Annotated in this window: 27 protein-coding genes, 1 tRNA gene and 2 pseudogenes; 16 read left to right on the top strand and 14 right to left on the bottom strand. The window is 69.3% G+C overall.

The features are described 5' to 3' along the window. Positions 1-3: 3 nt before the first annotated feature. From GIS00_RS24835 to GIS00_RS28555, 5 genes and pseudogenes are all read left to right on the top strand, one after another. Positions 4-1152 (top strand): NAD(P)/FAD-dependent oxidoreductase, encoded by a 1149-nt coding sequence (locus GIS00_RS24835; protein ID WP_154771167.1) that lies wholly within the window; start codon positions 4-6, stop codon positions 1150-1152. Next, on the top strand, positions 1149-1487 hold the full coding sequence (locus GIS00_RS24830) for a (2Fe-2S)-binding protein (RefSeq protein WP_154771166.1): 339 nt from the start codon (positions 1149-1151) through the stop codon (positions 1485-1487). Before GIS00_RS24835 ends, GIS00_RS24830 begins: the two co-directional genes overlap by 4 nt. After that, entirely contained in the window at positions 1480-2964 is a 1485-nt protein-coding gene (locus GIS00_RS24825) for an FAD/NAD(P)-dependent oxidoreductase (protein WP_154771165.1), read from the top strand. The genes GIS00_RS24830 and GIS00_RS24825 overlap by 8 nt, the downstream gene beginning before the upstream one ends. After that, positions 2954-3757, top strand: coding sequence for a FadR/GntR family transcriptional regulator (locus GIS00_RS24820; RefSeq protein ID WP_154771164.1), 804 nt, complete (start codon positions 2954-2956; stop codon positions 3755-3757). The genes GIS00_RS24825 and GIS00_RS24820 overlap by 11 nt, the downstream gene beginning before the upstream one ends. A 318-nt stretch (positions 3758-4075) precedes the next feature. After that, positions 4076-4450, top strand: a pseudogene (locus GIS00_RS28555) (winged helix-turn-helix transcriptional regulator); the annotation flags it as partial. Between the two features lie 177 nt (positions 4451-4627). Here the strand turns inward: GIS00_RS28555 and GIS00_RS24810 are convergent. After that, positions 4628-5470, bottom strand: coding sequence for an alpha/beta fold hydrolase (locus GIS00_RS24810; protein WP_154771162.1), 843 nt, complete (start codon positions 5468-5470; stop codon positions 4628-4630). Between the two features lie 127 nt (positions 5471-5597). Here GIS00_RS24810 and ribD point away from each other — a divergent pair, with 127 nt between their 5' ends. After that, on the top strand, positions 5598-6680 hold the full coding sequence (gene ribD / locus GIS00_RS24805; protein ID WP_322098406.1) for a bifunctional diaminohydroxyphosphoribosylaminopyrimidine deaminase/5-amino-6-(5-phosphoribosylamino)uracil reductase RibD: 1083 nt from the start codon (positions 5598-5600) through the stop codon (positions 6678-6680). A 12-nt stretch (positions 6681-6692) separates the two neighbouring features. Here ribD and GIS00_RS24800 read toward each other — a convergent pair whose 3' ends face one another. Beyond that, complete coding sequence (locus GIS00_RS24800; protein ID WP_230314129.1) at positions 6693-7061, bottom strand: nuclear transport factor 2 family protein; 369 nt, start codon at positions 7059-7061, stop codon at positions 6693-6695. Positions 7062-7168: 107 nt separating this feature from the next. Here GIS00_RS24800 and GIS00_RS24795 point away from each other — a divergent pair, with 107 nt between their 5' ends. From GIS00_RS24795 to GIS00_RS24775, 5 genes are read left to right on the top strand one after another with little or no spacing between them, the layout of a single operon-like run. Continuing rightward, the gene (locus GIS00_RS24795; protein ID WP_154771161.1) at positions 7169-7756 is read left to right on the top strand and encodes a dihydrofolate reductase family protein; all 588 of its coding nucleotides are present in this window, start codon (positions 7169-7171) and stop codon (positions 7754-7756) included. Further along, positions 7753-8406: a maleylpyruvate isomerase family mycothiol-dependent enzyme gene (locus tag GIS00_RS24790; protein ID WP_322098405.1), complete on the top strand. Its 654-nt coding sequence runs from the start codon at positions 7753-7755 to the stop codon at positions 8404-8406. Before GIS00_RS24795 ends, GIS00_RS24790 begins: the two co-directional genes overlap by 4 nt. Positions 8407-8443: 37 nt before the next feature. Continuing rightward, the gene (locus GIS00_RS24785; protein ID WP_154771160.1) at positions 8444-8785 is read left to right on the top strand and encodes a YciI family protein; all 342 of its coding nucleotides are present in this window, start codon (positions 8444-8446) and stop codon (positions 8783-8785) included. Between the two features lies 1 nt (position 8786). Next, positions 8787-9530, top strand: a complete 744-nt coding sequence (locus GIS00_RS24780; protein WP_154771159.1) for an alpha/beta fold hydrolase — start codon at positions 8787-8789, stop codon at positions 9528-9530. Positions 9531-9567: 37 nt separating this feature from the next. Continuing rightward, positions 9568-10029, top strand: coding sequence for an SRPBCC family protein (locus GIS00_RS24775; RefSeq protein ID WP_230314128.1), 462 nt, complete (start codon positions 9568-9570; stop codon positions 10027-10029). A gap of 14 nt (positions 10030-10043) precedes the next feature. Here the strand turns inward: GIS00_RS24775 and GIS00_RS24770 are convergent, their stop codons facing one another. Beyond that, positions 10044-10484, bottom strand: a complete 441-nt coding sequence (locus tag GIS00_RS24770) for a MarR family winged helix-turn-helix transcriptional regulator (protein ID WP_154771158.1) — start codon at positions 10482-10484, stop codon at positions 10044-10046. Between the two features lie 95 nt (positions 10485-10579). On the opposite strand from GIS00_RS24770, the gene GIS00_RS27050 reads away from it, so the two are divergent. Continuing rightward, positions 10580-10918: a hypothetical protein gene (locus tag GIS00_RS27050; protein WP_196073457.1), complete on the top strand. Its 339-nt coding sequence runs from the start codon at positions 10580-10582 to the stop codon at positions 10916-10918. Positions 10919-10938: 20 nt separating this feature from the next. Then, positions 10939-11490 carry a DUF1990 family protein gene (locus GIS00_RS27045; RefSeq protein WP_196073456.1) on the top strand — a complete coding sequence of 184 codons (552 nt, stop codon included), beginning with the start codon at positions 10939-10941 and terminating at the stop codon, positions 11488-11490. On the opposite strand, the gene GIS00_RS24760 is transcribed toward GIS00_RS27045, so the two are convergent. Next, positions 11441-12934 (bottom strand): MFS transporter, encoded by a 1494-nt coding sequence (locus GIS00_RS24760; RefSeq protein WP_154771156.1) that lies wholly within the window; start codon positions 12932-12934, stop codon positions 11441-11443. The two genes, GIS00_RS27045 and GIS00_RS24760, sit on opposite strands and share 50 nt — an antisense overlap. Positions 12935-13033: 99 nt before the next feature. On the opposite strand from GIS00_RS24760, the gene GIS00_RS24755 reads away from it, so the two are divergent. Next, the gene (locus GIS00_RS24755) at positions 13034-13753 is read left to right on the top strand and encodes a TetR/AcrR family transcriptional regulator (RefSeq protein ID WP_154771155.1); all 720 of its coding nucleotides are present in this window, start codon (positions 13034-13036) and stop codon (positions 13751-13753) included. Positions 13754-13793: 40 nt separating this feature from the next. Here the strand turns inward: GIS00_RS24755 and GIS00_RS24750 are convergent. Then, positions 13794-13869 (bottom strand) — tRNA-Lys (locus tag GIS00_RS24750). Positions 13870-13997: 128 nt separating this feature from the next. Between GIS00_RS24750 and GIS00_RS24745 the strand changes: the two genes are divergently transcribed. Then, positions 13998-15146 carry a site-specific integrase gene (locus GIS00_RS24745; RefSeq protein ID WP_154771154.1) on the top strand — a complete coding sequence of 383 codons (1149 nt, stop codon included), beginning with the start codon at positions 13998-14000 and terminating at the stop codon, positions 15144-15146. 247 nt (positions 15147-15393) lie between these two features. Here the strand turns inward: GIS00_RS24745 and GIS00_RS24740 are convergent, their stop codons facing one another. The 3 genes from GIS00_RS24740 to GIS00_RS29505 all read right to left on the bottom strand — a co-directional run bounded on the left by GIS00_RS24740 (position 15394) and on the right by GIS00_RS29505 (position 17258). Continuing rightward, positions 15394-15879 (bottom strand): DUF1453 domain-containing protein, encoded by a 486-nt coding sequence (locus GIS00_RS24740; RefSeq protein WP_154771153.1) that lies wholly within the window; start codon positions 15877-15879, stop codon positions 15394-15396. 82 nt (positions 15880-15961) lie between these two features. Further along, the gene (locus GIS00_RS24735) at positions 15962-16243 is read right to left on the bottom strand and encodes a hypothetical protein (protein ID WP_154771152.1); all 282 of its coding nucleotides are present in this window, start codon (positions 16241-16243) and stop codon (positions 15962-15964) included. 748 nt (positions 16244-16991) lie between these two features. Beyond that, a complete protein-coding gene (locus GIS00_RS29505; RefSeq protein ID WP_196073455.1) occupies positions 16992-17258 on the bottom strand; it encodes a helicase associated domain-containing protein in 267 nt (88 codons plus the stop codon). Between the two features lie 334 nt (positions 17259-17592). Here GIS00_RS29505 and GIS00_RS29500 point away from each other — a divergent pair, with 334 nt between their 5' ends. Continuing rightward, the gene (locus GIS00_RS29500; protein WP_154771150.1) at positions 17593-18033 is read left to right on the top strand and encodes a helicase associated domain-containing protein; all 441 of its coding nucleotides are present in this window, start codon (positions 17593-17595) and stop codon (positions 18031-18033) included. Positions 18034-18037: 4 nt separating this feature from the next. Here the strand turns inward: GIS00_RS29500 and GIS00_RS29495 are convergent, their stop codons facing one another. From GIS00_RS29495 to GIS00_RS24695, 6 genes and pseudogenes are all read right to left on the bottom strand, one after another. Further along, complete coding sequence (locus GIS00_RS29495) at positions 18038-18451, bottom strand: helicase associated domain-containing protein (RefSeq protein ID WP_407666924.1); 414 nt, start codon at positions 18449-18451, stop codon at positions 18038-18040. Positions 18452-19147: 696 nt separating this feature from the next. Next, the gene (locus tag GIS00_RS24715) at positions 19148-19681 is read right to left on the bottom strand and encodes a DUF2382 domain-containing protein (protein WP_154771149.1); all 534 of its coding nucleotides are present in this window, start codon (positions 19679-19681) and stop codon (positions 19148-19150) included. Positions 19682-19731: 50 nt separating this feature from the next. Continuing rightward, positions 19732-20568 carry a hypothetical protein gene (locus tag GIS00_RS24710; RefSeq protein ID WP_154771148.1) on the bottom strand — a complete coding sequence of 279 codons (837 nt, stop codon included), beginning with the start codon at positions 20566-20568 and terminating at the stop codon, positions 19732-19734. 177 nt (positions 20569-20745) lie between these two features. Continuing rightward, positions 20746-21546, bottom strand: coding sequence for a PRC and DUF2382 domain-containing protein (locus GIS00_RS24705; protein WP_154771147.1), 801 nt, complete (start codon positions 21544-21546; stop codon positions 20746-20748). 170 nt (positions 21547-21716) lie between these two features. Then, entirely contained in the window at positions 21717-22151 is a 435-nt protein-coding gene (locus GIS00_RS24700; RefSeq protein ID WP_154771146.1) for a hypothetical protein, read from the bottom strand. Between the two features lie 64 nt (positions 22152-22215). Beyond that, positions 22216-22774: pseudogene (locus GIS00_RS24695) on the bottom strand (IS256 family transposase); the annotation flags it as partial.

Below are 22774 nucleotides of genomic sequence, written 5' to 3'. Positions count from 1 at the left end.
CGCATGACCTGGGACGTCGTCGTGGTCGGGGGTGGGATCCTCGGCCTGTGCCTGACCCGCTCGCTGGCCGCGGCGGGCGCCTCGGTGCTGCTCGCCGAGCGGGACATGCTGGGGCGCGGGGCATCCGGCGCCAACGCCGGCAGCCTGCACTTCCAGTTGCGGCGGCAGGACACCCCGCTGCCGTTCCGGGCCGAGCTGATCCGGCGGTCGATGGCCGCCTGGCAGGCGATGCCGGACACCGTGTCCGACGACATGGAGCTGCACTTCCACGGCGGGCTGATGGTCGGATCCACCCCGGACCACGCCGCGGCGCTGCACGCGAAGATCCCGGCCGATTACGAGATCGGGCTCAGCACCAGGATCCTCGACGCCCACGAGACCGCGGAGCTGGTGCCCGGGCTGTCCCGCGGCCTGTCCGGGGTGGCGTTCTGCCCGGAGGAGGGCGCGGTCAACCCGCTGCTCGCCGGGCCGGCGGTGGCCCGCGCCGCCGAGCGGCTCGGCGCCGAGGTCCGGACCGGTGCCCCGGTCCGGGCCATCGAGCCGTTGGCAGGCGGCGGTTTCCGGGTGGACGTCGACGGCACGCCTGAGACGGCCCGGGTGGTGGTGAACGCCGGCGGTCCGTATGCGGTGCCGATCGGTGCCATGGTCGGTGCGCCGGCCCGGCATCGCCCGGTGTCCCAGATGGTCAGCGTGCTGGGCCGGTTGCCGCGGCTGCTGCTGCCGATGGTGCAGCACATCGGCGCCCGGCTCACCATGAAGCAAACCGGCACCGGCACCGTGCTGGTCGGCGGCGGCTGGCTCGGCGACCAGACGGTGCCGGAGGCGACGCTGCCTGACACCGATGCCGTCACCGGCAATCTCGCACTGGCGGCCGAGGTGCTGCCGCCGTTGCTGTCCGCGCCGCTGCTGCGCACCTGGGCCGGCCTCATCCCGGTCACCCCGGACAACCTGCCGGTGATCGGCGAGCACACCGGGCTGCCCGGCTTCGTCGAGTACGTGGTCCCGCGCGGGTACGCCGGCTACACCTTCGCCCCGGTGCTCGGTGAGGGACTGGCCCGGCAGCTGACCGGGCAGGACCCCGGGATCGACCTCGACCCGTACGACCCGAACCGGCCCGCGGTGGCCGGCGACCTGACAGCGGTGCAGGCATGACCCTCCTCTCCCGGTGGCGGCGGAACCCGGACCGTACCGACGGCCGGTTGCCCGGGGTGGTGCCCGGACGCGCTGCTGCACAGCTGTTCTCGTTCACCGTCGACGACCGTCCGGTGACCGCGTACCCCGGCGAGACCATCGCCGCGGCTGCGATCGCCGCCGGGATCCGGGTGCAGCGGCGCGGCGTCGACGGCAGTGCGCGCGGCCTGTACTGCGGCATCGGGGTCTGCGGCGAGTGCGAGATGTCCGTCGACGGGCGGTTCTCGGTGCGCACCTGCGTGGAGCCGGCGGAGCCCGGCGCGGACGTCCGGACGGGCGGAGCCGGCGATGAGTGAGCTGCACACCGAGGACGTCGACGTGCTGGTGATCGGCGGCGGGCCGGCCGGGATGGCCGCCGGGACCACCACCGCCGCCGCCGGGCTGCGCACCCTGCTGGTCGAGCAGCGCACCACCCTCGGCGGCCAGGTGTACCGGCAGCGGCCGGCCGGTGTGCCGACCGGAGGCCCCGGGCAGGCGCACCGGGCCGCCGGTGCGCGTCGCGACGCCGCCTATGCCGCCGCCGGTGGGCTGCGCCGGACCGGTTGCACCGTCTGGGATCTCGCCGCCGACCACGCCATGCTCACCGGCCCGCACGGCGCGGTCCGGGTGACGTTCCGGGCCGCGGTCGTCGCCGCCGGCGCGTTCGACCTGCCGGTGCCCTTCCCCGGCTGGACGCTGTCCGGTGTGCTCACCGCCGGTGGCGCGCACGCCCTGATGGTCGGCCAGGGCATCTCGCCCGGCCGCCGGGTGGTGCTGGCCGGCACCGGCCCGCTGCTGATCGCCTTCGCCGCGGACATGGTCCGCGCCGGCGTCGACATCGCCGGGGTGTTCGACCCTGCACCGGCGCTGACGCTGCGGCACATGCTGGCGGTCGCCGCCGTCGGATCCCGGACCGCTGCGGGGCGCCACACCCTGTGGGAAGGTGCGGGGCACCTGGCCGTGCTGCGCCGCGCCGGGGTGCGGATCACGCCGGAGACGGTGCTGGTCCGCGCCGAGGGTGATCAGGAGGTGTCGGCCGTGGTGCTGGCCACCGCCGCGCCCGACTTCTCGCCGGTGCTGTGGACCGAGCGGACCGTCGAGGCCGACGCGGTGTGCGTCGGCTACGGGTTCCGGCCCTCCACCGAACTGCTCGACATCGCCGGCTGCCCGTCGGACGGCTCCGGTGCCGACCGCCGGCCGGTGCTGGATGCCGCCGGCCGCACCCCGGTCAGCGGCATCTACGCCGCCGGCGACGGCGTGGTCCCGGAGGGATCGACGGTCGCGGAGGCCTCCGGGCTGCTCACCGGCGCCGCGGTGCTCGAGGACCTGGCAGTCGCCGGGCCGGACCGCCGCTCGCTGCGCCGGGCCCGGGCGGCGCGGGACAACGCCCGGCGTGTCCGCGCGGCGATGGACCGGGGTCGTACCCCGGCCGCCGGCATGCCGGATCTGAGCACCGACTCCACCCTGCTCTGCCGGTGCGAGTCGGTGAGCCGGGCGACCGTGACGGCGGCGATCGCCGGCGGCGCCCGCACGCCGGACGCGGTCAAGGCGGTGACCAGGGCCGGGATGGGCGCCTGTCAGGGGCGCAATTGCGAGCTCGCGATCTGCGCGCAGCTGGCGGCGGTGCCCCGGCCGGAGCAGGCCGGAGCGGGCTTCCGGCGCCGGCCACCGGCGCGCCCGGTTCCCTTGTCGCAGCTCGTCCAGCAAGATCAGCAGCAGGATCCGGACAGGAACGTCGTGACCGGACAGGGGTCGGAGACCCCCGTCGATCGGGGGAGGACCCGTGCAGTCTGAGTCGTCGCGAGCCCGCGCGCACCCGTTGCGCCGGGTCGGCGAACAGCCCGAGCCGGGGATCGTGCCCGGCAGCGGGCCGGTGAAGGTTCCCGCGGCCAAGCTGTCGCGGGTTGACATGGTCACCGACGAGCTGATGGAGCTGATCCGTACCAGCCGCCAGCCGGGCGACCGGCTGCCGACCGTGGACCAGCTCGGTGAGCAGTTCGGCGCCAGCCGGTCGGTGGTCCGCGAGGCCATCGCCCGGGTGGCGGCGCAGGGCCTGGTCGAGGTGCGGCAGGGCGACGGGACGTTCGTCCGGGAGCCGGACATCGCGCTGGTGGCGAAGTCGCTGACGCACCTGGTCCACTTCTCCAACCGGGACCAGCGGTCGCTGCTGCTGGACGCGATGGAGACCCGCCGGGTGCTGGAGGGCGAGGCTGCGCGACTCGCCGCCTCCCGGGCGACACCGGCGGATCTGAGCCGGATCTCGCACGCCTACGAGCAGGGCCGCCGGGCGCACGACCGTGAGGACCGGGCGGCGATCAACGAGTGGGACAGCGCGTTCCACGGGGCGATCGCCGACGCCAGCCACAACTCGGTGCTGCAGCTGATGACGGCGTGCGTGCGGCCGTTGATGGACGAGGTGCGCTCGATGTACCCGCCGCGCCGGCTCGCCTCGGCCATCAAGGACCACGAGCTGATCATGGTGGCGCTGCTCAGCCGCGCCCCGCTGGAGGCAGCGGAGCGGGCGATGGAGCACATCGACCACGTCAACACCGAACTCTCCCACCTGCTCTTCGACATCGAGAGCTGAGCGGGCGTCCGCCGAATCCGGTTCCGGCGGCGGGCGATGTCCGGACGGTCCGACGCGGATCGATGGCCGGTGCGTCCGGTCCGATCTGTTGCCATCAGCCACGCGGGACGTGGCTCCTGGCAACGGATGTGACGGTCCGGCCGGCGGGCGGGGTGACTCCGGGGAGCAGATGGTCCGGACCAGGCCCGATCTGTTGCCATCAGCCACGCGGGACGTGGCTCCTGGCAATGGATGTGACGGTCCTCAGTATTCCGGAACGATGGCCGTTGCGCCGGAGCAACTCCCACCCCGCGGACGTGCTGACCGTAGGGTGGGGGCATGGAGCGGCGCGCCCGGCGGGGAGATCTGTTCTCGCCGACCTGCCCGACCCGGCACCTGCTGGACCGGATCGGCGACAAGTGGACGTCGATGGCGGTGAAGCTGCTGGCCGCGGAACGGGCGACCGCCGAGCGGACCGGTGCCGGCACCGGCGAGATCAGGTTCGCCGAGTTGCGGCGCCGGATGCCGGGGATCTCCAAGAAGATGCTCGCGGCGACGCTGCAGCGGATGGAGTCGGACCGGCTGGTGATCCGCCGGGAGGAGCCGACGGTCCCACCTCGCGTGCACTACTCGCTCACCGACCTGGGCCTGTCGCTGGAGGTCCCGCTGGCCGCGCTGCGGGACTGGGCCGAGGAGCACATCGCGGAGATCGACGACAGCGCAGGAGTTCTCGATGACGGGCCGGCCGATGGCCGGGTCGATGGGTCGGCCGATGGCCCCGTCGATGACTTCTTCGATGGCCGGGTCGGCGAGTCCGCCAGTGGCCCGGTCGACGACTCTCTCGATGGCCGGGTCGACGAGTCAGCGACGGTCGGATCGGCGGCCGAACACTCAGCCGGCGAGCTGACCGGCGCAAAAGTCCGTGATCAGCGCGGCGAACTCGTCGGGCACGTCCACCGGCAGGATGTGCCCGGCCGACGGGAACAGCCGGCGGGTGAGCGTGTCGGTCACCCCTGAGAGCTGGTTCGCCAGCACATCACCGACTGTGTCGCCGCCGACGGCCAGCGTGGGCACGGTGAGCCGTCCCGTCGACGTCGCGGCAGCGACCGCCGCTGCCGTCTCCGCGCCGGAGTGGTAGTAGCCGAAGCTGCTGGCCAGCGACTCCGGGCCGCGCAGCGCATCGACGAACTGCGCCGCCATCTCCGCCGGGACACCCTCCCGTGTCCGGGTCCCGTTGCGCAGGAACCACCCGATGTAGGCATCCTCGTTACCGGCCACCGCGTGCTCGGCCAGCCCGGGCACCCCATGGAAACCGAACCACCACGGCGGACCGCCGGCCAGGAAGGCATCCGCGCCCGGCAGCGGCATCAGGAGCGATTCGGCGAGCACCAGCCGGTCCACCCGATCCGGGTGCTGCATGCCGGCCAGGAACGCACCCGGTACCGAGGCATCGATCGCGACGACGGTCGCGGAGTCGATGTCCAGGGCGTCGAGCACCGCGATCAGGTCCGCGGCGACCGTAGCGCCGGCGATCGGGCCGGTCACCCGGGTGGAGTCGCCCATGCCGCGCAGGTCCGGGGTGATCACCCGGAACGAGCGCTCGAGAGCCGGACGCATCAGGTCCCACAGGGCGCTCGTGTGCGGCCAACCGTGCAGCAGCACCAGCGGGGGTCCCTCCCCGTGGTCCCGGACTGCCAGTTCGGCCCCGTCGACGGTGATCCGATGGTTGCGCATCCGTTGCTCCTTCCGCACGGTCCCGGGACGGACGGTAGGCACGTCGGGGCGGGCCAGGAAGAGGGCACTTCCGGGTAACCCGGCCGACCTGCCCGGCAGCGGTGCGAGGGTGCGGGACACTGACCGCGTGGCGGAGGCAGAACACGGGAGCGAGTCCGGCGACGGGTTGTCCGGGGCCGAGCAGGCGGCGCTGGTCCGTGCGGTGGAGCTGGCGGCGCGTGGGGCGGGGACGGTGCTTCCGAACCCGGTGGTCGGCTGTGTGCTGCTGGACGCTCACGGGCACACCGTCGGCGAGGGGTGGCACGAGAGGGCCGGCGGGCCGCATGCCGAGGTGAACGCCCTGCGGGCGGCCGGCGACACTGCGCGCGGCGCCACCGCCGTGGTCACCCTGGAGCCCTGCAACCACACCGGCCGGACGGGGCCGTGCTCGGAGGCGCTGCTGGCCGCCGGGGTGACGCGGGTGGTGGTGGCCGTGCGTGATCCGTGGCCGACGGCCGCAGGCGGTATCGAGCGGTTGCGGGCCGCCGGGGTCGACGTGGTGCTGGTGACGCCGGCCCTGGCCGCTCCGGCCGAGGACGTGAACCGGGTATGGCTGGTGGCGACCCGGCTCGGTCGCCCCTTCGTCACCTTCAAGGCCGGGGTGACCGCCGACGGCCGGGTGGCGGCGGCGGACGGGACCAGCCGGTGGATCACGTCGGCCGAGTCCCGCGCCGACGTGCACCTGCTGCGGTCCCGGGTGGACACGATGATGGTCGGTGTCGGCACCGTGCTGGCCGACGACCCGTGGCTGACGGTGCGTGACTCCGACGGAATGCCGATCGGACCCCAACCGTTGCGCGTCGTGCTCGACTCCGTGGGCCGGACGCCGCCCGGGGCAAGAGTTCTCGACGACGCCGCGGAGACGCTGGTGGCCACCGCCGCCGACTTCGGCGGCGGGCTGCGGGTGGATCCGGCGGCGGTGCTGTCGGAGCTGTACCGGCGCGGCCGGCGGCACGTGCTGCTGGAGGGCGGGCCGACGTTGGCCACGGCGATGCTCGACGACGATCTGGTCGACGAGATGCTCTGCTACACCGCACCTGTGGTGTTCGGAGCCGGCCGGATGATGCTGGACGGCGGACGCACCGCCACTCTGGTCGAGGCACGTCGGGCCGAGTTGCGCGAGGTGCGCCGGTGCGGGCCGGACGTGATGCTGCGCTACGCCTTTCGCTGAAGGCCGAGGGACTCAGGCGTAGCGCCCGCCGAAGAACACCTGGATCTCGTGGATCTGTCCGTCCCGCACGCTGATCAGCTCGGTGTTCCGCCAGGTGCCCTGCTCGTCCTTGAGGTCGTACTCGTAGGTGACGTAGACCCGGCCGTCGCCGACGCCGGTCACCACGAGAAGGTCCTGGCGGGTGGTGCGGTCGGCGGTCGGGAAGCAGCGCTCGAGGAACGCGGCCCGGTCGATGTGGTCGTCCTGCGGGCTGGTGAAGCTCAGGTCGTCGGCGAGCAGGGCCTGCGCCGTGTCCAGGTCCTGTTCGTTGTAGGCCCGCATCATCCTGCGCACAACGTCCTCGGGGGTCAGCGGTCCGGCGGTCTCCGGTGTGGTCGTCATACAGGGTGGACCGGTGCGGGCGCGGGAACTCATCGCGGCCACCGATGAGTTCCGGGATCAGCCGCGGTCGACACGGGGAGCTGCGGAACGGACCTGAGGAGATGTGGATGCATTCGATCGTGGCGGTGGAGAACGTGACGCTGGACGGGGTCATGCAGTCGCCCGGCCGGCCGGACGAGGACACCCGGGGCGGCTTCGACCGCGGTGGCTGGGCGAACGCCCTGTTGTCCGCCGATCCCGAGGCCGCGCAGGCGGCGATGAGCGGGCAGAACGAGACCGTGGCGCTGATGTTCGGCCGCCGCACGTACCACGACCTGGTCGGGCACTGGCTGACCACCAGCGAGCCGAACCCGTTCACCGACATCATCCGGGAGACCCCCAAGTACGTGATCAGTCGCAATCCGGACGAGGAGCTGCCGTACCCGAACTCGACGCTGCTGGCCGGGGACGCGGCCACCACGGTGGCGGAGTTCAAGTCCTCCGGCGACGGTGAGGTGGTGATCCTGGGCAGCGGCGTGCTGGTGCGTGACCTGGCCGCGGCCGGGCTGGTGGACACCTACATCCTGACCGTGCTGCCGCTCGTGCTCGGCAAGGGGCAGCAGCTGTTCGAGGGCACCCCGATCGATCTCGACGTCCGCCGCAGCACCACCTCCGGCACCGGCATCGTCACCGCTGTCTACGACGTGCGCCGGTGACCGCCGGACCCCCGCGATCCAAGGCCGACTGGTTCGCGCTGATCCACCAGGAGCGCGCCCGGCTCGCCGCTGATCTCACCGGGCTCGCGGATGACCGATGGACGACCCGGTCGCTGTGCGGCGACTGGACCGTGGAGCAGACCCTCGCTCACCTGACCTCCGGGGCGAGCATCGGCACCCTCCGGTGGATCGGCAGCATCGTGGGTGCACGATTCGATGCCGACCTGCACAATGCCCGCCGTCTGGCCGAACACCGTGGCACCGCACCGGAACTCACCCTCCGGCGTTACCGGTCGATCGTCACCAGCACCACCGTGGCTTCGGGGCACATGCCGGCCTGGCTGGGCGAAATCGTCGTGCACGGACAGGACATCCGGCATCCGCTCGGAATCCGGACCGTCCCTTCGGTGGACGCGTCGGCCGCGGTCGCCGAGTTCTTCGTGAGCCGGAACTTCACGGTGAACAGCAAGAAAGCAGTGACCGGCCTGTCCCTGACCGCCACCGACGGACCGTTCCATCACGGCACCGGCCCGGAGGTCGTAGGCCCGACGATCGCGCTGGTCATGGCGATGGCGGGGCGGCACGCGTACCTGGACGAGCTCTCCGGACCCGGGCTGCCGGTGCTCCGGGAACGCACCACCACGTTCTGACCCGAACCGTCCAACGACAAGAATCCCAGGAGCAACGATGACGAAGTACCTGATCTCGTTCCCGAGCGGCGAGATGATTTTCCCCGAAGAAGATTTCCCGCAGGTGGTGGAGGACTCCCATGCTGTGGTCCGGGAGGCGAAGGCCGCCGGGGTCTGGGTGTTCGGCGGCGGGATCGACGAGAGCGTGCCGCCGGTGCGGGTGGCCGGGGACGGCACGGTGACGGAGGGCACCTACCCGCAGACCGCCCGGATCGAAGGCGGCTACGCGATTCTCGAGATCCCGACCCGGGAGGAGGCGGTGCAGTGGGCGGCGAGGTTCGCCGTGGCATGTCGCTGCCCGCAGGAGCTCCGGGCCTTCGGCGACGACCCGGAGAGCTGACATGTCGGCGCTGTCCACCGTCGACCTCAGCTTCTCCACCCGCGGCACCGGTCGTCCGCTGCTGATGCTGCATCCCGGTGGGGTGGACTCCCGCGCGCTGGACCCGCTGGTCTCGCAGTTGGAGAGCGACTACCGCGTCCTCACCCCGGACCAGCGCGCACACGGCCGGACCCCGGACGCCCCGGGTCCTCTGGACTTCGAGCTGATGGCCGCGGACACCGTCGCGCTGATCGAGCGGGAGTACGACGCCCCGGTCGACCTGCTCGGGTACAGCGACGGTGCGATCGTCGCGCTGACCGTCGCGGTCCGGCGGCCGGACCTGGTGCGCAGCCTGGTGTTTGCCTGTGCGGTGTTCCACCGCGACGGCTGGCGACCGGGGGTGCTGGACGGCGAGCCGCCGGAGTTCTTCCGCGACCTCTACGCCGAGGTCTCACCCGACGGCCGGGATCACTGGCCGGAGGTGGTGGCGAAGATGGCCGAGATGCACGCCCGGCAGCCGGATCTGACGGTCGACGACCTGGCCCGACTGACGATGCCGGTGCTGGTGGTGTCCGGGGACGACGACGAGATCGAGTTCGGTCACCTGATCGCGATGTTCGAGGCGCTGCCGGATGGTGAGCTCGCGGTCGTCCCGCGGGCGACCCACGGCCTGATCGCGGAGAAGCCGGACCTGCTCGCCCGGCTGGTCCGGGATTTCCACCGGGACGACAAGACCGACGGGTTGGCGCCGCTGCGCCGGGGGTGAGTGCCGCCAGCCGGCCCGGCGGAGGCATGCTGGAGCCGTGCCGCTGATCTGCCTGGAGACACTCGTGCCCGCGACCGTCGAGGACTGCTTCGACCTGTCGTTGTCGGTCGACGCGCACACCGCGTCGATGCACGACTCGGGGGAGCGGATCGTCGGCGGGGTGCGGTCCGGGATGATGGGACCGGGCGAGACGGTCAGCTGGCGGGCGGTGCACTTCGGCATCCCGTGGCGGATGACGTCCCGGATCACGCGGTACCGCCGACCGGACCTGTTCGTCGACGAGCAGGTGGCCGGTCCGTTCGGGATCTGGCGGCACGCACACCTTTTCGTACCTGACGGAGCCGGCACCCGGATGACGGACGTGGTGCACTTCCGGTCGCCGGCCGGTCTCGTCGGCGATGTCGTCGACCGGGTGTTCCTCGTCCGCTACATGACCGGGCTGCTCGAGCAGCGCAACAGGTGGTTGGTCGCGGAGCTGACCGGGGCCGCCGGGCGCTGACCCGGCAGGGGAGATCAGCAGTCGATGGTGTGTGCGGCGAACAATGCCTCGAGGCCCCCGCGCAGCCCGCTGCGCTGCGCGGCGGTCAACGGCCGGAGGTAGTCCTCCTCGACCGTGCTGAGGTGGCGCATCGCCGAGGCGTGCGCCTCGCGCCCGCGGTCGGTCAGGGTGATGTCGTACCGGCGGCGGTCCGTGGTGCTCCGGTGCCGCTGCACGAATCCGGCCTGCTCGAGATGGTCGACGGCGGCGACCATGGTGGTCCGGTCCAGGCCCGCCCGCTCACCGAGATCCCGCTGGGACATGGCGGTCTCGCTGAGATAGCCGAGCATCCGCAGGTCCCGCGGGCGCAATCCGGCCGGACCGAGTGCCTCCGCCAGCACCTGTGCCAGTTCCATGCCGAGCCGGTAGATCAGGAACCCCGTCAGGTCCTCGACGTGCACGGGTGCGTCAGCCATGGATCCGAGAATAGGCCTTGCGCAGCCGGCGAGAGTATCAGCTACTCTGATCGTCAGTACGACTGATCATCAGTACTCACCTCGGAGGTTGTGCCATGACCCTGCTCGTCGCCCGCGTCGCCGCCGTCCTGGTGGCGGTGGGCACCTTCGCCTTCCTGTTCCTGAACGACTCTTTGCGTTCCGACAACGCCTTCCTGGTACCGGATCTCGTACTCTGTGCCGGGCTGGTGGTGGGTGCGCTGCTGCCGGCCGCGACTGCGCGTCCGGTGTTGGTGATCGGCTTCGCCTTCGCCGCCGGGGTGCTGGGGACGTCCGCGGCGAACGACATCGTCCGCGATGCCTTCTCGCCGATCGCGCTCGGGGCCGCCCTGGTCAGCCTCGCGGCAGGGGTCGCGCTGGTCCGCGGGCGCGCGCGGGTGGCGGTCCCGGCCTGATCCGTGGTCTGCTCGACGTCGTGAGACCTGTTGCCGATCTCGGCGCGCTGCCGCCCACCTTCGAGAGCACCGGCATCGGCACCGACGCTGATCAACCGGTGTCCGGACCCCACCCGTTCCGCGGGGAACGCCGGATCGGCAGTGGGCCGTCGTTCTGGGAGTTCGCGGCTCACGAGACCCTGCGCTGGGGAATCAAGACCCGTAGCGGGTTCCGGGTGATCGGGGCCGACGGCGGGTCGGTGGCGGGGACGCCGGCGTCCGTCGGCCAGCGGATCTGGTTGTCCCTCGGGATCGGCCGGCTGCGTGTCCGTGAGCCGGTGCGGATCACCGCGGTCATCCGGGAACCCGACCGGGTCGGGTTCGCCTACGGCACGCTGGCCGGACATCCGCTGCGCGGCGAGGAGTCGTTCGTGGTGGAGCGACGTCCGGACGGGGTGGTGCACCTGGTCATCAGTTCGGTCAGCACGGTCACCGGAGCGTGGCGTCTGGTCGGGCCGCTGGTGCGGCTCGCCCAGTGGCACTTCAGGTGGCGGTACTTCCGGGCGTTCCGGCGGGAGTCGGCACAGCGGTAGGTGTGTCGAGTCCGGTGGCAGGCGTGTCGGCGCCGTGTCGGCCGCGGACGAACCCGAAGGCGACCAGGCCTGCCCCGATCAGTGTGAGGGTGAGCCCGGCGACCGTGGTCGCTGCGCCGAACTGCTCGGTCTGCTCCGCGGACCAGTGTGACGTGGCGATGGATCCGGTGAACATCCCGGCCAGAATCGTTCCGGTGACGGCGATGCCGACGCCGGAGGTGACCTCGGACGCGGTGTCGATCAATGCGGCGCCGATGGTGGTGCGGTTCTCCGGGAGCCCGCGCAGCACATTGGTGCCGGCGACGACGCCGACCACCCGCATCCCGGCCGCGGTGAGGATCAGCGCGAGGGCAATCAGCGGGTAGCCCAGGTGTCCCAGGGCGGCGAACACGGCCAGCCCGGAGACGACCGCGGTCGCGCTGATCCACGCGGCGCGCCGAAACCCGACGCGGCGGACGAACCACGGGACGAACGCGCCGCCGGCGATCAGCACCACCACCTGCGGCAGCATGCCGAGAGCCGATTGCACGGGCGTCCAGCCCCAGTCGAGTTGCAGCTGCAGCGTTGTCAGATAGCCGAGCCCGGCGGTGGCCAGGCCGGCGGCTGCGCGGAACGCCAGGCCGCTGGAGACGAGCGGATGCGCGATCAACGGCAGGGCCAGCAGCGGATGGGCGGCGGTGCGCTCGCGCCACACGAAGCCGAACCCAGTGCCGAGCGCGACCGCAGCGGTCGCCCAGGGCAGCCAGGATCCTGTGCCCTCCTCGACGAACAGGGTCGGCGAGATCAGTGCCAGGGCAACGGTGGCGGTGCCGAGCAGGGCGCCGGGCACGTCGACGGGATCGCGGTGCAGGCCGGCACGGTCGTCGGCGGCGACGCCGAGCCGGATGCCGACGAAGGCGAGGACGGCGACCGGCACGTTGATCAGCAGCAGGACCTGCCAGGGGGCGAAGGCGAGCACGAAGCCGCCGATCGTCGGCCCCAGTGCGAGCCCGACCAGACCGACGGTCGAGATGAGCGTGGTGGCGCGGACCCGTCGGTCGTCGTCGTCGAAGAGCCGGAAGGTGAGGGCCAGTGATCCCGGCGTGGTCATTGCTGCGGCCACACCCATCGCCACCCGCACGGCGATCAACTGCTCGGCGGTGCTGACGAAGGCGGTCGCCAGGCTCGAGAGCGCGAGCAGCACAAGCCCGATCAGCATGATCCTGCGGCGCCCGACCCGGTCCGAGACCGCGCCGAAGACCAGCATGAGCCCGCCGAAGACCACGGAGTAGGCGCCGGTCACCCACTGCAGGGACGTGGTCGACGCACCGAGCTCGCGGCCGATGGTGGGCAACGCGACGTTCAGGATCGAGTTGTCGAGCATCTCGAACAGGAAGACCGCGGACAGCCCGGCCAGGGCGATCCAGGCCGATCGCAGCGTGCGTGGCGTTGTCGACTCGCTCATCGTGACCTCTCGACGGAACTTGTGGACGAACAGTGTTCGTGAGCGACGAACACCGTTCTACTCACGAACACTGTTCGTGTCAACTGGTACGGTGGATGCATGGCACGCAAGGACCGGCCCGGCGGGGATGACGAGCGCTGGGCTGCCCGCGTCGCGGCGCTGGGTGGTGCTGTCGCTGAGGCGCCGACGGGACGTGGGCCGCTGTCTGTGGACCTCATCGTCCGTACGGCGCTGGTCATCGTCGAAAGGGAGGGGTTCGACGCCCTCACCATGCGCCGGGTGGCGACGGTGCTGCAGACAGGCCCGGCGTCGTTGTACGCCCACGTGCAGAACAAGGCCGACCTGGACGACCTGCTGATCGGGCACCTGTGCGCGGGCATCGCGGTGCCGACCCCGGATGCCGCCCGCTGGCGCGAGCAGGCGGCGCAGGTCTGCCGCGACCTGCGCGACCGGTACCTGCGCTACCCCGGGATCTCCCGGGCGGCGCTGTCGGCAGCCCCGCACAACCCGGACACCCTGCGGATCAGCGAGGGGCTGCTGGCGATCCTGCTGGCCGGCGGGGTGTCGCCGCGGGATGCCGCCTGGGCGATCGATGCCGTGCTGCTCTACGTCGCCGCCTACTGCTTCGAGTCCTCCGTGCGGGAGAATGGTTCCGGCGCAACGGATCCCGCTGTCGATCGTCGGCGGCAGGCGATGGACCGGCTGGCCATGCTGCCCCCGCGGCTGTTCCCGAACACCGTTGCGCACGCGCGGGAACTCACCTCTGGGGAGGGGCACGAGCGCTTCGACTTCACGCTCGATCTGATGCTCGGGTCGTGAGTCGCGCGCGGTTGCGGGTGCCTGGTCCGGCATCCGTCGGTGGTGGGCCCCCAGGGGATCGAACCCTGAACCCGCGGATTAAAAGTCCGCTGCTCTGCCAGTTGAGCTAGAGGCCCTCGTGCAGGTCGTTGACCTGCAGAAACACTACCACATGGCTTCGATCCACTTCGGTCGGATTCCAGCTTCTGCGATCGTTTTATGTGGGTAAACTGTGGGCACGAGACCACCTGCCGCAGGAGCGAACATGGGTAGACCGACCCTTCCGTTGGGGACTGCTGGACAGACGAGAACCTACCGGAGCGGCTCCGGTTGGACGGCACATGCGCTCTTCCGGGACTTCGATGGCAGCACCCGTCAGGTGGAGCGCAGCGGCCGAACCGAGGGTGCGGCACGTAGCGCCCTGGCGATCGCGCTCCGCGACAGAGGGCTCCAAGGAGGCGGCGGCGGTCTGACGCGCGAGAGCCGTATAGCCGAACTGGCCAACCTCTGGTTCGAGCAGGTGGAAGCTTCCGACCTGAGCCCATCGACGGTGAGCTCCTACCGGGACCGCATCGATCTCCAGGTCTTGCCGGCGCTAGGGAAGCTCCGCATCCGAGAGGTGACCACCGGCGTGGTCGACCGCCACCTCGCCACGGTTCGCGTCAACCATGGTTCATCACTCGCCAAGCTCACAAAGAGCGTGCTGTCGGGAATGTGCCGGTTGGCCTGCCGTCTCGATCTCATGACGTCGAACCCTTGCCGTGACGTCGCAGCAATCTCGGTCAAGCCCAAGAAGGCACCACGATCACTCTCGGCAGCCGAGCTCACGCAGCTCTGGGCGTACTTGACCTATGACGAGGTCGCAGTCAAGCGGGATCTCCTCGACCTTATTGCGTTCATGAGTGCAACGGGGGTACGGATTGGCGAAGCATGTGCGCTCATGTGGGACGACGTAGATCTCGAGGCCGGCACAGTAAGAATCCATGGGACCGTCCTGCGACTGAAGTCGACGGGCCTCACCATCAAGCCGTCGACCAAGACCAAGGCGGGTCAGCGGATCCTAGAGCTCCCCGAGTGGTGCATCGACATGCTGAAACGGCGAAAGTCTTTCGCCCGCAACAACATCGTCATGCCAACCGAGCTTGGCCGCCTTCGCGACCCTTCGAACACCCGTCGGGCACTTCAACAGGCCTACGATCGGATCGGATACGGCGACGAGGCCCTGAACACACACGTCTACCGCAAAACGGTGGCCTCGTTGATCGATGACGCCGGCCTGCCGAGTCGGGTCATTGCGGACCAGCTCGGCCATTCGAAGATTACGACAACGATGGATGTCTACATCGGGCGCAAGGTGAAGGCTGTGGGTGCTGCGAAGGTCCTCGAGAAGCTGACTCTTAACCTCCAAGGCTAGGTGTTGCGAACGGTGTTTGCGGTCGAGTGTCAGCCTCTTCGAGCCTGTTGCTGCGCAGCAGCTTCGGGATTCGGTTGCCTCCGCCCAGATGTCGTCCTCGGTTGGTATTAAGCACGGCTGAATCCTGGCTGGTGTGTGTCCTCCGTCGATGATGATTCTGGCGGTGCGGGGACTGTCCGGCGCCGATGGTACCGACGATCACGGCCCGGTCCGCGGGGTGGCGGATCGGGCCGTTGGGAGCTGTTTTTCAGAGGCTGTGGGCGAGGTGCTGGGCGTCGGTGCGGGGGGTCTGGGCGCGGCTCCAGACGATTTGGGCCTGGACGGCGATCATGATGGCGATCATGAAGAGGTTCTCGCCGAAGCCGGCGCCGTCGTTGATGTGCAGGAAGTAGGCGAGGGTGCCGAGGGCGAACTTAGTGGCGACGAGGGCGAGGAACAGGGCGATGGTGAGGGCGGCGCCCTTGCGCATCGTCTTGCCGTCTTCGGTGATCCAGATCTTGGTGTAGTGGCCGCGGGCGAGGCCGATGACGGCGGAGAGGGCGAAGCCGCCGAGCAGAAGTGCGGTGGCTGCTGGGGTGTGGGGGAGGGCGAAGCCTCCGACGGCGAGGCCGACGGCGGCGTAGATGATGGCCATCTTGAAGCGGCCGGAGGCGGTGACCTCGGTGATGACGGTCTGCTTGTAGATGGCCCAGCCGGTGAGGGCGAGCAGGGCGATGAGTTCGATGGGGGACATGGTGTGCTCCTGGTGGGTGTCCGTCCGGGTTTGGTCCCCGGGCTGTTGACACCTTCTTTTCGCCGGCCGGGCGCGAGCAACATCAGCCAACACACGTAGATCGGCCGGCGGGATCAGCCGGTGGTCTGCGGAAGCTCCAACGGGATGCGGAACAGCGCCGCGAACTCCTCGAGCAGGCGGGGTCGCCTTCGATCAGGACCCCGGCGAGCGCGGCGTACTCCGCCGGGGTGTGCTCGCCCGCGATGAAGGCGCGGAAGTACTCGCCTGCGGAGATCCGGATGTCCGGGTGCTGCGCGGGCCCGGTCGCCACCTCGATGGCGTCGCCCCGCACCGCGGCGTGGGCGACCAGGTCACCCTTGAACACCGTCGGACGCTTCGGCCCGGCGTGCAGACCACTAGCCGCGGCGGGCGGATTCTCGGCCGTCCTCCATTGCCGCGGTGAGCCCGGGGGGGTAGCCGCCCCACCAGCACATACGCCAGCCTTCAGCGAATTCCGAATGACTACTTAGTCATTCGTGGGGCAGGCCTGCAGCTAACGCCGCCGACTGCGGAATGCCCATGCGGGCGGGACCGCGTCGAGCTGTTCGCATCGGTGCGCCGGGAGCCTGTCTTGGCCTGCGAGGCGACGTTGGTGAGCGATCCAGTCTCCAAGCATGCCTTCGCCGGCCGGGGCATCGCCTGTGCGTCGGGGCATCCCCACGATGGGCGGAGATAAATTCGCGAGCTTTCTTGGAATCTCGCCAGCCAGTGGTGTTCGTCGGTCACTCCGCTCAGGGGCCGAAGGTGTTTGACGCCGGCCGTAACGGGTTAGGCCGAGGGTGGCCTGCCCGTGCGCCCGGTGTGCCATCCCGGCATGGCCCGTCGAGCATCTGTTGCCGCCACGACGGGACCGGCAGCCGGGTTCGCCGTTAGTTCCCAGCCAGCTGCCTAGCTGTGTTTTCGTGGGGTCAGCTTCGACGGATCGCCTGGGCCAGCATCCGGTAACGTTGACGAACTCGGCAAAGAGGGACATCGTTTGCCTCCAGCGTTCATCGTCACGCCGGCCACTCTCCGAGAGAGCCCTTGCCGCCGCCATCCTGGTCATCTGGAGTGACCCACCGCCGTCCTGGGGCTCAACTGAGACCGTCAGTGGGCCAGCGCATGGCCTCCTTCGCGCCCCGGATGGTGGCTGCCCAGCCGGGCAGTAAGTTGTCGAGTTGCTCGAGCCGCGGTCTGGGCAGTGAGTGTGCTGTGAGTTCTCGTCGTTGGTGGGCCAGCCACTGCCCGAGGGGACGCTCCGAGAGGTCAGCCAAGTATGTGGACCGGGGGAAGTGTCCGCGTTCCTGGCAGAACCGCGCGACGTCGGCGAGGTGCGCCGACCATCGTTGATCGTCGTGCATGAATGGCCGTCCCCTACCCATGCATCGGTCAATACCCAACAAGAGGCGAATCTTTCCGATGGAATGCTTGTGGGGGATGTGCCCGTTCACTCGAGTGTCGACCATGACCAAAGTAGAGGCTGTCTATGAGGCGCTAGTGGTAGTTGGCCATCGGCCTGCCCGTCAGCTGTCAACGCTGGCATCAAGCCACTCTCCCAACGTGGCCTCGTCCGCAGAGGCAAACGCTTGCGGCGCGGTAAATACCCGAAAGTGTGAGGAAATTTGCGCACGGCACAGATTTGATTCACTCACATGATCTCCTCGCTATACGCGCTGTGCCCGGGTACCACCAGATATGTCGAGCACGGGCTCGAACGGACCAACGTTCCGGACCGCCGCACAGCGGGAACGGGTGTGGATAACCCGCCGACGGTTGGCGGCCTTGGTGGTGGCGCAGATCATCTCTAGGATGCGAAATATGACGTTCCGGCGGGACGAAGCCTGCTGGAACGCCCGACTGACGGAACTGGTGTCCTTCGCCCGGACGAACCGGCGCCTGCCAACAGCGCACAGGCAGGCATCCGCATCGGAACGACAGCTGATCCGGTGGTTGTATGTACAACGCCAGCACGCCCGGAAAGAGCTGCTGCCAACGACCCGACTACAGCAGCTGGACGCGCTACTGCCGCAATGGAGAAGTCAGCTGCTCGAGCCGCTCATCCCGGCGATGCGGCCACGGGCGAACCCGCAGGACGTCCCAATTCCACCACACTCCGGGCAGGTACCGGCTGGCTGATTTCTCACCGTGACTGCATCCGGTCCCGACAGCGTGATCGAGGAAGCAAACGGCGTTGCGCACCCACCACACACGGCTGGTACGGCACTGGTCGCGGGCTCCTCGGCGGACACCGTCCAAATATATCTTCACCTACGGCACTTCGATAGCCCGCGTCTGTGTGGTGTCGCCCCGACTGGCCGACCGGTCCGCTTCTGTCAGTTCCCCTCGCCCCGCCATCCCGGAGCTGTCGGTCCAGATTCCGCTGTCTTTGTTCGGTCAGGCTCAGCCCGCGGAGCTCGCGGCGCTGTGTGTAGATCCACTGGCCGAGGTGCCGCTCCTGTGGCGGCGCGAGTTGGGTGGTCCGGGGGAACCGGCCGTGCTGCAGCACGAACGCCTCAGCTTCATCAAGTCGGCGTCGCCACCGGTCATCGGCCACTTGGAAGCCCTTCACGCCGGGTAGAGCCGACTCAGCGTCCGTGTTCACACAACTTCCTCCGGTCACTCGCAGGCCAAGAACTCAGCCGGGGAAGCCCAGCCTGGCGCCCGGCGATAGAGCTCTTCCGCGCGGGCGGGTGCAATGTTTCCATCATGAAGCGACTCCGCCGGGTCCGCAGCCAATTCGAAAGCTCGCGCTCTCCCTGGCTCGGGTTGCCGTGGGCGCCGGGAAGACGGGGTGCGAGGAGACAAAAGCCACGGGTAGGTCCAACCACAACCGTCCAACTCGCACAGGTCACCCACGCCATTCGCCATGTGGCCCCAGCCATGGCCCATTCGCCCTGCGGTGAAGTTCCGACGTCCGCACCAAGCGCTATTGCGGCTAGAGGCGGATGTCAGGCCCCTCTGCACGGGCCTAGAAAGGTCGTCGATGGGAAAAGGATCCTCCCGCCGGTTAGTCGGTGAAATTCTGCCCTATAGAAGCGTGCCCAACATGCCGCTGATACTGTTTTAATGACCCGCGCTGCCGCTGCTGGTGCATTCGACGATTAGGTCCGCCGGCGTTGGACTCGAACTGCTCAGCAGGTCCGCGTCCTTGCGGGTGTCGGCCTGTTCAGGAGGCTTCTGGCGAGCCTGGTCGGCCTGATTGTGCAGCCCGTCGCCGTGTCGCATCTGCAGAATGGAGTCCCTCCCAGTTTCATCGCCGTTCTTCGTGGAACCGGTCCAAGTTGACGCGGCTATCGGGGAGAGTTCGGCGAAGCGGGAGGGGTTCCAGCTCGACGCGCTCGGAGCGGACTTCAGCGGTCACTTCGCGGTTTTCGGTGACCAGAAAGCTTTCCAGCCGGGCACGGGCTACCGGAACGAAATGCTTAGTCACCTGCACATGTTCTTCGTAGAGCACCAGCCACGCCGCGTCCTGCACCTGGGTGGGGCCTGTAGCGTCCGCGGTGCCGGGGGTCGGTGCGTCCGAATCGTGCAACGGAAGTTCAACCATCCGGATCTCGTCCCTGACGACTTCCACAATCATGGTGCGAGTCTCCGTGACGCGGTACTTTTCCAGCCGCACCCGGCGGAACGGGGTCCGTACGGTGCGCACCTGCAGGCATTCCTCTGAGCGCACTAGAGCACGTCCGCTGTTGGGCGGCATCTCGCCGGGAACCGGATCGGTACTGGTGTTCAGTGGCGGAGTCATCATGCCGTTGCTCGTTTCCGTCGGGGTCCTGGCCGGCATCCTGCGGTTGAGTGTCAGTGACCTGCGGGTCGGTCAGGCTGTGCAGTGGGTTAGGCGCCGAGGCCGGCCCGGTCGACCTTGCGGTGGAAGCGCATACCGGCCACTCCGCCGAGAAGTGCAGCACCCAGGGTGATCACGACGACTGCTGTGATGGCGATGATGCTGGTGGCGGTCATGCTGCCCTCGTTCACGGGGAAGCCCGGCAGATTCAAATTCGACAGGATGTTGAACTTGTCGCCGAAGATCAGCACCAGCACGGCAATGATCGCGGCGAAGCCTATGCCCCAGAGCCACACGGCAAGGCCCTGCTTGATGCCATCGAACCGGGCCATCCGGCCGGCGACGTATCCGCCGCAGTAATAGGCGGCGAAGAGGACTAGCAGCAGCAGGAGGGCGCCGATCAAACCAATCGTCTTCGCCGTGCCGGTGCCGGTGGCCGCCTGGTTATTGATGTCGGCAGTGGTGGTGTCGCTGGATAGGCTCAGCACTACGCCGGCGGCGGTCAGCAGCGCGGTGAGCAGAACGGCAATGCCGGCGGCGGCCACCCACCCGAAAAAGGCGCTGCCGATCTTGATGCCGCCGAAGCGGTCCTTCTCGCGGTTGATTACCGATTCCCGGTCGACGCCCAGTTCGGAGGCTATGTGCCGGAAGGGGCGGGCCGCTGGCTGCTCGGAGTCCGTGCCCGCGGATGCTGCAACGGTTGCCCATCTTCCGGCGGCCGGCTGACCTGCCGGGGGGTCCGGGACGGCGTCTGCCGACCGGTCCCCGGCGGGCTGGTGGATGGTGGGCTCATCATCGCCTTGATGTCCGGCGGCCGCGACGTGACCGGCCTGGTGGTCTAGTTCGAGCGGGTCGTCACCGCCACGGTGGCGTTCGGGGTCACTCACAAGAGGTCTCCTGGGTACGCGGGAAACCGAGCCCACGAAGCGGGTTCAGTCATGAAACGACGGTGCGGAGCTAGTCTGTCGAGCTTGGGTGCGGACGGCCCTTCGTAGCCGGTCTTCTGGGTGGACCGTCCGCACCGCGCGCACTCTAGTAGCGCGCCTCCGATGGTGCCGGCCGGCCTAGCGGCGCGGCTCGTCCTGGCTGGTGTCACCGGTGGTGGGCTCGACGGCGAGGTCGCCCACTTCGATCTGTTCCTTACGGACCGTCTCGCTGACTTCCTGCTGTTCGGTGACGGTCTCGGTGTCCAGGCGGACCCTTTCCACACCAACGACGTCCTTATTGACAACTACCTGATCCTCGTGCAGCGTGACCTCGACGGCGTCCTCACCGATGGTGCCCAATTCGTCTCCGGCGCTCAGCGGTTCGCGGACCACGCGCACTTCTTCGTGGCTGACTGGGACGGTCACGCTCTGCTGCTCGGTGACCACGTACTTGCGCAGCCGGGCCTTGCCGGCTTCCCGCTGCGTCGTACCTACGCGGAGCTGCTCCTCCGAGCGGGTCAGGTAGTCGTCGGTGCCGCCCGGCGCGGTCGGAGCTTCCGTGGTGGCAGCCGTGCCCGTGCCCGTGCCCGTGCCCGCGGTCGCGGTACCGGTGTATCCACCGCCGCTGAGGCCGTAATAGCTGTACAGGTCAGCTTCCTGCTGCGGGGTCAGCGCATCACCGGCACCGTCGGAGTGCGGTGCGTCCTTGATCGTCGCCTTGTCGTAAGGCACGGTCACGGTGTCGCCGGAAACGGTCGCCGAGTCGGTGGGGACGAAGGACTCGCTCGCACCGAACCAGCCCGTCTTCACCGTCACCCAACTGACATCACCGGTCTCGTTGTCCAGGTAGACCTGGCCGATCCTGCCGATGTTCTCACCATCGCTCCCGACAACGGTGCCGCCGTCGATGAGCTGCTGTGCCTGGTCCTGCTTGATCATGCGGTTTCCCTTCTCGAACGGGCCGGAGCCTTGAGGCTCCGGCAGATACACCGCTCACGCGGTGTGTTTGCGTGATGCCGGTAGGTGCGATACCCGAGAGCGTGCGGCAACAAGCCTGTGAGCTGCGGGCCCATTTACGGAGTTCGCGAAGATGACGACCGAGCCGCGCGCTATCGGGTGGGACTTGCCCCGGGCTTGCGGTCGGCCTGCTCGTAGGCCTGCTTGACTTCCGCGGCCTTCTGCGCCGCGATCTCTTTAGCACTGGGGGCGGCCTGGGCCTGTTGCTTGATGGTGGGCACCTCTTCCTCAACCTTCATCAGGATCTTCTCCCACCGCTCCTGCATGGGCTTGATCAAGCCACCACCGGCCCCGACGATCACCACACCTGCGATGATGGCCAAGATGGTGATCAGGATCGGGGTGGTGACCGTGGTAGCAACCCCGATCTGGTTCAGCGCGGCGACCACACCAAGGAAGATGATGAAAAGGCTTGCCAGGCTGGCCAGCGTCTTGCCGTACGACAGACCGCTTAGGGTGCCCTGAATCAAGGTCTTCGCGCCTGCGGCAATTGCGGCAGCCACGATGACGATGATGATCGCGATCACCAGCGCGGGCAGGAACGCGATGATCCGGGTCAGCAGGTCACTGATGGGGTTCGGACCGATGCGCCGGGTCGGGCTGGGCGAAGATCGTGCGGATCGCCGCTGCCACCATCTCCGCGTGCCCCTTGGGCACGTTCGCCAACACGTTCCGCAGGAAGTGCACCCGGCATCGCTGCCACCCCGCACCCAGGAACACCGCCCCGATCGCGGCCTGCAGCCCGGCGTGGGCGTCGGAGATGACCAGCTGCACCCCGGTCAGCCCACGGGTCTTGAGAGTGCGCAGGAACGCCGTCCAGAACGCCCCGTCCTCCGAATCCCCGACGTCGAAGCCCAGCACCTCACGGCGCCCGTCCGCGGCCACCCCGGTGGCCACCACGACGGCTTGGGACACGACCCGATGGTCCACCCGGGCCTTGCAGTAAGTGGCATCCAAGAACACGTACCGGAACTGCTGGTCGGCCAACGACCGGTCGCGGAACGCGGCGACCTCCACGTCCAGGTCCGCGCAGATCCGCGACACCTCCGACTTGGAGATCCCGGAATCGGCGCCGAGCGCCTTGACCAGGTCGTCGACCTTGCGGGTCGAGGTGCCGTGCAGATAGGCCTCCATCACCACCGCGAACAGG

This window comes from Nakamurella alba (genome assembly GCF_009707545.1).
Lineage (GTDB): Bacteria > Actinomycetota > Actinomycetes > Mycobacteriales > Nakamurellaceae > Nakamurella > Nakamurella alba.
The sequence above is the reverse complement of the archived record's forward strand: the minus strand, read 5'-3'. Positions and strand labels throughout refer to the sequence as shown.

Bases quoted from the DNA above. Each gene is read 5' to 3' on its own strand.
- GIS00_RS24830 (WP_154771166.1), top strand. From the start codon at position 1,149: ATGACCCTCCTCTCCCGGTGGCGGCGGAACCCGGACCGTACCGACGGC.
- GIS00_RS29500 (WP_154771150.1), top strand. From the start codon at position 17,593: ATGTCGAGCACGGGCTCGAACGGACCAACGTTCCGGACCGCCGCACAG.
- GIS00_RS24795 (WP_154771161.1), top strand. From the start codon at position 7,169: ATGCATTCGATCGTGGCGGTGGAGAACGTGACGCTGGACGGGGTCATG.
- GIS00_RS24755 (WP_154771155.1), top strand. From the start codon at position 13,034: ATGGCACGCAAGGACCGGCCCGGCGGGGATGACGAGCGCTGGGCTGCC.
- GIS00_RS24760 (WP_154771156.1), bottom strand. From the start codon at position 12,934: ATGAGCGAGTCGACAACGCCACGCACGCTGCGATCGGCCTGGATCGCC.
- GIS00_RS24745 (WP_154771154.1), top strand. From the start codon at position 13,998: ATGGGTAGACCGACCCTTCCGTTGGGGACTGCTGGACAGACGAGAACC.
- GIS00_RS24770 (WP_154771158.1), bottom strand. From the start codon at position 10,484: ATGGCTGACGCACCCGTGCACGTCGAGGACCTGACGGGGTTCCTGATC.
- GIS00_RS24825 (WP_154771165.1), top strand. From the start codon at position 1,480: ATGAGTGAGCTGCACACCGAGGACGTCGACGTGCTGGTGATCGGCGGC.
- GIS00_RS24835 (WP_154771167.1), top strand. From the start codon at position 4: ATGACCTGGGACGTCGTCGTGGTCGGGGGTGGGATCCTCGGCCTGTGC.
- GIS00_RS24715 (WP_154771149.1), bottom strand. From the start codon at position 19,681: ATGCCGGCCAGGACCCCGACGGAAACGAGCAACGGCATGATGACTCCG.
- GIS00_RS24800 (WP_230314129.1), bottom strand. From the start codon at position 7,061: ATGACGACCACACCGGAGACCGCCGGACCGCTGACCCCCGAGGACGTT.
- GIS00_RS24740 (WP_154771153.1), bottom strand. From the start codon at position 15,879: ATGTCCCCCATCGAACTCATCGCCCTGCTCGCCCTCACCGGCTGGGCC.
- GIS00_RS24705 (WP_154771147.1), bottom strand. From the start codon at position 21,546: ATGATCAAGCAGGACCAGGCACAGCAGCTCATCGACGGCGGCACCGTT.
- GIS00_RS24810 (WP_154771162.1), bottom strand. From the start codon at position 5,470: ATGCGCAACCATCGGATCACCGTCGACGGGGCCGAACTGGCAGTCCGG.
- GIS00_RS24785 (WP_154771160.1), top strand. From the start codon at position 8,444: ATGACGAAGTACCTGATCTCGTTCCCGAGCGGCGAGATGATTTTCCCC.
- GIS00_RS24780 (WP_154771159.1), top strand. From the start codon at position 8,787: ATGTCGGCGCTGTCCACCGTCGACCTCAGCTTCTCCACCCGCGGCACC.
- GIS00_RS29505 (WP_196073455.1), bottom strand. From the start codon at position 17,258: ATGCACGACGATCAACGATGGTCGGCGCACCTCGCCGACGTCGCGCGG.
- GIS00_RS27050 (WP_196073457.1), top strand. From the start codon at position 10,580: ATGACCCTGCTCGTCGCCCGCGTCGCCGCCGTCCTGGTGGCGGTGGGC.